This is a genomic window from Actinoplanes sp. NPDC049599 (assembly GCF_044465625.1).
GTDB lineage: Bacteria > Actinomycetota > Actinomycetes > Mycobacteriales > Micromonosporaceae > Actinoplanes.
This window is the reverse complement of the sequence record NZ_JBITLX010000059.1, coordinates 1-6932: the sequence shown is the minus strand read 5'-3', so window position 1 is coordinate 6932 and position 6932 is coordinate 1. Positions and strand designations below refer to the sequence as shown.

Here is a 6932-nt window from a genome sequence, read left to right as displayed (position 1 = left end):
ACCTCGCCGCATAACCACCGCTTCAACCAAGGACCCATCCCACGCCGCTGCGCGACGCGGGATGCTGCCGCGCGTCTGGTCACCGTCGATTTTCGAGTTAGGTGGTCATTGATGTCGGTGAAGCGTTCGGAAGAAGCCGTTCTGCACCGCTTGTACGCCGGCATTCGCGAACGGCGGTCGCCTCAAGACGTGGCGCTGGACATCGTGGAACTCGGTGCGCAGCGGTGGCTCAGTGCGGTGGGTACCCGGGATCTGTACGCGATGAGCCGGCACCAACGTGCCCATCAGTTGCCGGTCACCGACAGCGGTCCGGTTGTCTCGACGGGGCCGGTCGGGTCATCGATGCCGACGACCTGGCGGCGTCATCCTGGGCTGGCTCGCGCGTACGAGACGGCCCGGACCGCGGTGGACGCGGTGGCACTCACCGCGAGCCGGTCGGCACCCGCGGCGGCGGACCCGGCCGATCCGGCGTCGCTGCGCCGGTGGCTCGGGTCGGCTCTGACGCTGCTCGGGTTCCCCGACGAGGAGCCGTGGCCGGCCCGCCGGACGATGCCGCGCCGCCCGGTGCCGATGACGTCCTGGACCGGCGGGACCTACTACCGGCTGCGGAAGCCGTCCGGGGCCCGGGGTGACCGGGGTGGGCATGCCGACGCCCGGGACCGGATGGACGCCGCCACGCGCCGGGACATCCTTCCCGGGGTGTCGGTACGCACGTACCGGCGGGCGGTGCGGGCGGCGCTGCACCTGCAGCAGCGCACCGAGGTACTGGCAGCCGAACGCGACCGGGAGGCGTCGACGGCGTTCGGCAAGGCGCGCCTCGCGTACCTCGTCGCCGAGGAGGACTTCGTGGCGTGCCCGGCCACCGCAGCGTTCACCGCGTACTACATGGCGCGGCTCAACGTGCGGACCCTGTTCACGTCGGGCCGCCAGGCGCGGCCGATGGATACCCTCGCCGAACAGCTACTGGCGGCGGCGCTGTCGGCCCCGACCTGCCGGCCGTGGGTGCTGGCCTCGGTGCTGACTCGTTGGTCGGTGCTGGACCGGCTCGACGACGCGCAGTGCGGCCGGCTGATGGGGCTGTACTACGAGCAGCTCGCCGCGTCGGCGAGGGCGCTGCGCAGCGCCTACGACGTGCGTCGCGACCCCACCCACATGATCATGCGGGTGGGTGACGACTCGTCGACGTGGAACAGCGCGACCCGGGCGTTCAACCAGGCGCGCACCGGCTGGCTGAACCTGACGCGCGGCCTCGGGTACGACGACGTCATCGAGGCCAGCTGCCCGGGCAAGGTCCCCGCACTGGTGGCGGCGGACGTGGCGGTCTGGCACCGGCTCGAAGGCCGTGATCAGCACGCCGACGTGCAGGTGTGGGCGGACCTGCCGCTGCCGTGGGACGTCGTGCTCGGTGACGACTCGTGCGACGCCGACCTGGTACGGCAGGCATGCCGGCGACACGGGGTCGACCCTGAGACCACCGGCTGGACACAGCCGTACCGGCAGGACCTGACCGAACGGCCGGCGCCGGCCCGGGACCTGGTCCACGGGGTGACGGTGTCGTCGCCGCTGCTGGCCGGGGTATTGCGCCAGATCGGTGTGTTCTCCGGCCAGGCACAGCCGCGATAAATGCATTGCGATCGCCGCAGCGATCGAGAATCCTGGGCTGGCACGGCGATAGCTCAGAGAGCCGGAGGAGGCTCCGGCCCGGCAGAGCGGGCGGCTCACCGACCTTCCGCCCCGTCCCCGTTTCGACCACGGGTCACGTGCGAACAGGCCAGATACCCGGATTCGTCCGGGCGTCTGGCCTGTGTTGCTCCGCAAAGAGTGCAGCCCAGCCAGACGGGGAAACCAACCAGACGAGGACACAGGAGCCTCGCCGAGCACAGACAGGCATGCACATCACCCCGTACCTGTCCGCACGTTCACCGCAGCCGACAACCAGATCGCCCCGCTCGGTCACGCAGACGTCGGCCCAATGTTCATATGGTGCCCGCCGCTCCAGTCAAGCGGCTCATTTGTCACATTCACCAGTCGCTGGCCCAGTGACCAGACCGGTTGTCAGATCGCACACGCGATTCGCACTCGCCACCATTCCAGACATGCTGCTACGGGGCGGCGCCCACAGCCTCAGATTCGGCGCCACCTGACCCGGCGACAGCTGCCGGTACCCGTCCGGCGCGGGAGCCAGCCCCGACGCGGTCTACTGGGCCTGGTCGTGCAACGCCGTCGTGAGCGTGTCGTAGGTGTCCTGGTCGAAGGCGACCAGGTATGCGATGTCGACCGCCGTGGCTGTTGATCTGATCGTGTCGATGGCGATGCGGGCGGCCTGCGCGGCGGGGAATCCATAGACACCGGTGGCGATGGCGGGGAACGCGATCGTTCGTGCTCCGAATTCGTCGGCCAGTCGCAGGCTGCGCCGGTAGCAGGCGGCCAGAACGTCGGCTTCGCCGTAGGTGCCGCCCTCCCAGACCGGGCCCACGGTATGGATGATGTGGCGAACGGGCGGGTCGAGGTCGAACGCGGCAGTGACCTTGGCGTCGCCGGGGTCGCAAGGCGCGATCGCCGCACCGGCTTGTGCGAGCCGTGGTCCGGCTGCCCGGTGGATGGCGCCGTCAACCCCGCCGCCACCGAGCAGCGATTCGTTCGCGGCGGTCACGATGACGTCGACGCGCTGACCGGTGATGTCGCCGAGAACGACCTCAATCGTGACCATGCCCTAATGGTCGCACCAGCACGCCGAGTAACCGCCAGCCAGGGCCGCCGTCCACGCGCGTCGCGGCAGAATTGGGCGCCGGCAGAGCGGCGTGCAAGCCCTCCCAACCGGTCCAGAGTGCGTGCCGCTGGGTTCCCTGCTGAACAGTGCCAATGGCCGGATGCGAAGTCCTTTGCGATGACATTGCCGCCCGCAATCTTGTCGGGGCCCTCCGGGTCGCTCATGATCTCCGTATGTATTACGTCCACGCCGAAGTAGTCCGTTGGGTCGACGACGAGTGGCCGGGACGGGTGCTGGTGCACCTAGCCGAGTCGGACGGCGGTGTAGCAACCCTCATCGACAAGGCCCCGATTTTCGACTCCGATGATCGGTTGAAACCAGAGGCCAAGCTCCCGGTGGGTGTTGAAGTCCCCTGCGATTTGCTCGACTGGGCCGTGGACCTGGGCGGCAACCGGTCGGCACTCGTCCGCCTACGGTTCGACATCGAAGACCAGAGTGGCCGGACGACCTTCAACGTCGCAGAACGCACTCTCGTCCAGCGCATGTAGGAGTCAGGGTCAACACCGCGCCAGGAGCGTCACAGCTGGCAAGCGACATCTTTACCGAGGGTGACGACCTCGTTTGCCGCCGCCCTTCAACGCGGCAGATGAGCGCACGCCACCGTGGCAAAACGGCCTGCCATGATGCCTACATGCTTGTCGAGGTGGAGAAGACCGCCGAGTTCCCCTGGAGTTCTCTTATGGTCCAGGTCAGGACTTCTTTCGGACATACCGCAGTTCGCTGGTGCGGAGCTCCAGATATCCCGTCCGGGCATTACCACGTGGAGTGGACGATCGACGAGGAGATCGTGTGGGGTCAGAACGCTCGCCCGGCCGACGAGGCGTCATCGGGTCTCGAGCAAGAAGGTCACTGCGTCATCGTCCGGGGCTGGCTCAAGCTCACCGTTGATGGCGCAGCGGTTCTCCAACTGGGCGGCGATCAGGTCCTGCTGGACGTTGTCGGATCCATCCCGATTGCGACCGACGGATCCTGGGTGAACCTCTACCTTCAGCGGGAAAACATCGCTCTTCACCCGTACGAACTCTGATGGCCAGCACGCGGATCGCGGCATGAGAATGCGCTCGCGAATTGGCGGTCATCGTCCTAGCGGGGTCGATTGTGGCGCTGGCCTGCGATATGTTCCCGCCGTGTCGTCACCACAGATAGTCGAGTCCGTCGACCAGATGCGGGCATCATTCGACAATCCCGCGCACCCTCGGCCAGTCCGTGTCTACCTATGGGAGCCGCTCATCCCATCGGTGGATGGCCTGACGCGGCTGATTCTGCTGTCACACGGCACGGGTGCTTCAGGCCGCGACCTGGCGTGGCTGGCCGAACCGCTTGCGCAGGCGGGTTTCCTGGTCGCCGCAGTGGATCACCACGGTAATAACTGGGTCGACGGCTATGCGGCGCCAGGGTTCGTCTTCATCTGGGAACGCCCGGCCGACCTCCGGCATGTTCTCAACCTCATCCAGCGACACCGCCGCGTCGACTGGGTCGGGGCGGCAGGTTTCTCGGCTGGCGGATATGCCGCTGCGGCGCTACTCGGAGTGCGTCTCGACCCTGATCTCATCAGACTCCTCGCCGAAGGCGAGATCCCGGATCCGCCTCTCCCGGAGTTTCCAAGTGCTTTCGAGTGGTTGCGGGGCACCACCACAACCGACACGATCGGCGGTCTGATGGAGAGCGCCGGCGCAGACCAGAGCGACGATCGTGTGCAGGCCGCCTTCCTCGTCTGCCCCGGCGATGGCGGGATGTCCAGCGCTACGAGCTTGCGCGAGGTGACCCGGCCGGTGGAGATCCGATGGGCGGACGCTGACGTCATCACCCGTCCGGAACAGACCGCTCTGCGATATCTCGAGCTGATAGGCGGAGCACGCGGGCGAAGTCTTGGTCGCCACGTTGAGCACCATCACCTCTTTCCCGACGAGATCAAGGGGGCAGACGTGCGAAAACGAGCCGGCGCCGATGCGGTCGCCTTCCTGGCCCAAGCCTCCGGCCTCAACCAGCCCTCATGAACGGGAGCCGCCGCTTCTCTATTTGCTCGACGATCTCAACCGCCACCGTATTGTTTTCGGCAGGTGAGTGCCCCGGCATCATCGGCTGGCGAAACGCTCGGTCGGTCGCAGGCTCGCGGTGCTGGCAACAGCCCGGCGTTACCGTCACTTCGGCTTGCAGCCCGCGTTGTTCTGTCGGACGCTGGCCTGCCCTTTGTTGGGAGGCAGCGGTCGATGATCAAGCGCGTTCAATCCGGTAGGAGCGTTACGTTGGGTGGCCGATGACTGCGTCGTCGATCAAGGAGCGCCGAGGGCGCTCCGAGTCCGCCGGTGGCCGACTGTTGGGTTCGCTGATCACGTTATTGGCGTTGGCGGTGGCCGGGGTTTTGGCTCTGCCGGGCAGCACGTCGGACCGCACAGAGGCGACGGTGTATCCGTTGATGTTGTTGCCGGTTGTCCTGATCATCGGCATCGCTGGGCTCGTCGCGGCGTGCCGTCCGGCTACCGCAGGTACGGTCGCCGTGATCTGCGCGGTCAACGGTCTGCAGGTGGCCGGCATAGCCCTGGTGGCTACCCGTGACTGGCTCAACTTCGGCGGGGCCGACGAATCGAGTTACCAGCGTGCGCTTGTCGGCTCGTGGCTGGCCCTGGCGATGGCCGCCATCGCCGTCGGTGTGGTCGTGGCGAGTGTGAAGTTGTATCGCTGCCGCGCCGGCCAGCGCAGTGGTTTGCCCCCACGGCCCGCCATGGTGATCGCCGGCTTGGCTGTGGCGGCCGGGCTACCGATCTCGTCGTACGTGTTCTGGCACGAGGCCGGACTATCGGCTGTCGGGCAGGTGGCACTGTGGTGGTCGCTGCCCTGGGCAGCGGGTCTTTACGCAGCAGGAGTCCTGCCGGCGAAGGCCCTGCGCGCTGCAGCGTTGTCGAGCGTGACGATTTCGGTAGCGCTCACGCTGGTCTGCGCGGCAGCCGCCCCGGTACACGGCTTCGGATTGCGCCTGCCGTACGGTTTCGGCTCACCTCTGCTGCATTACGCGGGACCACGCCCAACGATGACGGGCGATCCGAACGCCAGCACGAGCTCAGCAACGCCCTGCGAGCTCGCCACGCGCACTTGATGCGGGCAATTGCGGATGCTGACCGCCTGGCGCTGATGGGAGGTTCCCGGAATGGACACAAGGCCGCTGACCCAGCGAGAGCGAGCTGTGCTCAACGCGCTGCTGGCCGTTGATTTCCCTGACGTGGAAACTCTGCGGGACCAGGCGACGGAAGTAGAGGTCGTCGGCACGTGCGGTTGCGGGTGCCCGTCCATCGATTTCCAGCATGGTCGCGGCCTCGGGATGACGATCCGAGTCAACGCGGGTGTTCAAGACTCCTGCGCCGGTCTGTTCCTCTACACGATCGAGGATCCGCAGCGCGGGGAGGTCCTCGGCGGCATCGAGTGGGTTGGCGTCGAGGATACAAATCCCGACCAGTTCCCATCGCCGGAACTGCTCAACATCAGTCCAGCTTGATCCGGCTCCCACTCCTGGGCCGATCCACCCAGCTGCCGGCTCGGCACTCCGCCACGCCTGGGCACCCCGTCACGCGTGGCAGCGCGCGGATCGCGGCATGGAGCCTGGTGTTGTCGCGTTGCTCGACGCAGCCGACCAGACCGGCCATTGGTACCTCGTCCAGGCAGATCTCCCTCAGGATGCCTTCGTCCACATCCGGCAGCTCTTGGTAGCCGAGCCAGGATGCAGCCAACGCGGTGAATGCACGGCATGGCCAGTCGAGATCCTCGACCAGGGCACCATCGGGGAACTCGTCGCGGCGGTCATCTCGCCCCGACAAGGACCGCGTTGCCTCCGGCGTCCTGCCTTCACAACGACATCCGTCCTGACAGCCAGCGCCACTACGCACCAACCGCGTGCCGGCGCTCGTAGCAGGGAGCTAGCGCCGCCGTGGTGGCACCGGATAACTCAGGGTAGCGACCAGATCGCGGCAGAGATCCCGATGGCTGGGATCAGCGCCGGGCTTGGCTAGAGCCAGGCGACGCAGCCGGCCGTAGCAGGTCGAATCGGGTGCGGAGGCGGTCGGGCAATTGATCCGCCAAGCCGTGTCCGGGCTGATTCGGCCACGGCAACATGTCGAGGAAGCTCGTTACCAGCACTTCGTCGACGTCACGATCGCCGCGGTCGAAATAC

At 67.0% G+C, this 6932-nt stretch carries 9 protein-coding genes; 6 read left to right on the top strand and 3 right to left on the bottom strand.

Going from position 1 to position 6932, the window contains the following annotated elements; all coding sequences use genetic code 11:
* Nucleotides 1–342 precede the first annotated feature (342 nt).
* Entirely contained in the window at nt 343–1623 is a 1281-nt protein-coding gene (locus ACIBQZ_RS43045; RefSeq protein WP_396094746.1) for a hypothetical protein, read from the top strand.
* A 574-nt stretch (nt 1624–2197) separates the two neighbouring features.
* Here the strand turns inward: ACIBQZ_RS43045 and ACIBQZ_RS43040 are convergent.
* Nucleotides 2198–2710 (bottom strand): macro domain-containing protein, encoded by a 513-nt coding sequence (locus ACIBQZ_RS43040; protein ID WP_396094745.1) that lies wholly within the window; start codon nt 2708–2710, stop codon nt 2198–2200.
* Nucleotides 2711–2943: 233 nt separating this feature from the next.
* Here ACIBQZ_RS43040 and ACIBQZ_RS43035 point away from each other — a divergent pair, with 233 nt between their 5' ends.
* The 5 genes from ACIBQZ_RS43035 to ACIBQZ_RS43015 all read left to right on the top strand — a co-directional run bounded on the left by ACIBQZ_RS43035 (nt 2944) and on the right by ACIBQZ_RS43015 (nt 6260).
* A complete protein-coding gene (locus ACIBQZ_RS43035) occupies nt 2944–3258 on the top strand; it encodes a hypothetical protein (protein WP_396094744.1) in 315 nt (104 codons plus the stop codon).
* Between the two features lie 143 nt (nt 3259–3401).
* Complete coding sequence (locus ACIBQZ_RS43030; protein ID WP_396094743.1) at nt 3402–3797, top strand: hypothetical protein; 396 nt, start codon at nt 3402–3404, stop codon at nt 3795–3797.
* A 100-nt stretch (nt 3798–3897) separates the two neighbouring features.
* Nucleotides 3898–4767 carry an alpha/beta hydrolase family protein gene (locus ACIBQZ_RS43025; protein ID WP_396094742.1) on the top strand — a complete coding sequence of 290 codons (870 nt, stop codon included), beginning with the start codon at nt 3898–3900 and terminating at the stop codon, nt 4765–4767.
* Nucleotides 4768–5027: 260 nt separating this feature from the next.
* Entirely contained in the window at nt 5028–5864 is an 837-nt protein-coding gene (locus ACIBQZ_RS43020) for a hypothetical protein (protein WP_396094741.1), read from the top strand.
* A gap of 87 nt (nt 5865–5951) precedes the next feature.
* Nucleotides 5952–6260 carry a hypothetical protein gene (locus tag ACIBQZ_RS43015; RefSeq protein ID WP_396094740.1) on the top strand — a complete coding sequence of 103 codons (309 nt, stop codon included), beginning with the start codon at nt 5952–5954 and terminating at the stop codon, nt 6258–6260.
* On the opposite strand, the gene ACIBQZ_RS43010 is transcribed toward ACIBQZ_RS43015, so the two are convergent.
* Both ACIBQZ_RS43010 and ACIBQZ_RS43005 read right to left on the bottom strand, forming a co-directional pair.
* Nucleotides 6247–6579, bottom strand: a complete 333-nt coding sequence (locus ACIBQZ_RS43010) for a hypothetical protein (protein ID WP_396094739.1) — start codon at nt 6577–6579, stop codon at nt 6247–6249. The two genes, ACIBQZ_RS43015 and ACIBQZ_RS43010, sit on opposite strands and share 14 nt — an antisense overlap.
* 172 nt (nt 6580–6751) lie before the next feature.
* Nucleotides 6752–6932, bottom strand: a 181-nt coding sequence (locus ACIBQZ_RS43005) for a hypothetical protein (protein WP_396094738.1), incomplete at its 5' end; no start/stop codon positions are given.

Excerpts from the sequence above, each read along its gene's own strand:
- ACIBQZ_RS43045 (WP_396094746.1), top strand. The coding sequence starts at position 343 with ATGCCGACGACCTGGCGGCGTCATCCTGGGCTGGCTCGCGCGTACGAG.
- ACIBQZ_RS43040 (WP_396094745.1), bottom strand. The coding sequence starts at position 2,710 with ATGGTCACGATTGAGGTCGTTCTCGGCGACATCACCGGTCAGCGCGTC.
- ACIBQZ_RS43035 (WP_396094744.1), top strand. The coding sequence starts at position 2,944 with ATGTATTACGTCCACGCCGAAGTAGTCCGTTGGGTCGACGACGAGTGG.
- ACIBQZ_RS43030 (WP_396094743.1), top strand. The coding sequence starts at position 3,402 with ATGCTTGTCGAGGTGGAGAAGACCGCCGAGTTCCCCTGGAGTTCTCTT.
- ACIBQZ_RS43020 (WP_396094741.1), top strand. The coding sequence starts at position 5,028 with ATGACTGCGTCGTCGATCAAGGAGCGCCGAGGGCGCTCCGAGTCCGCC.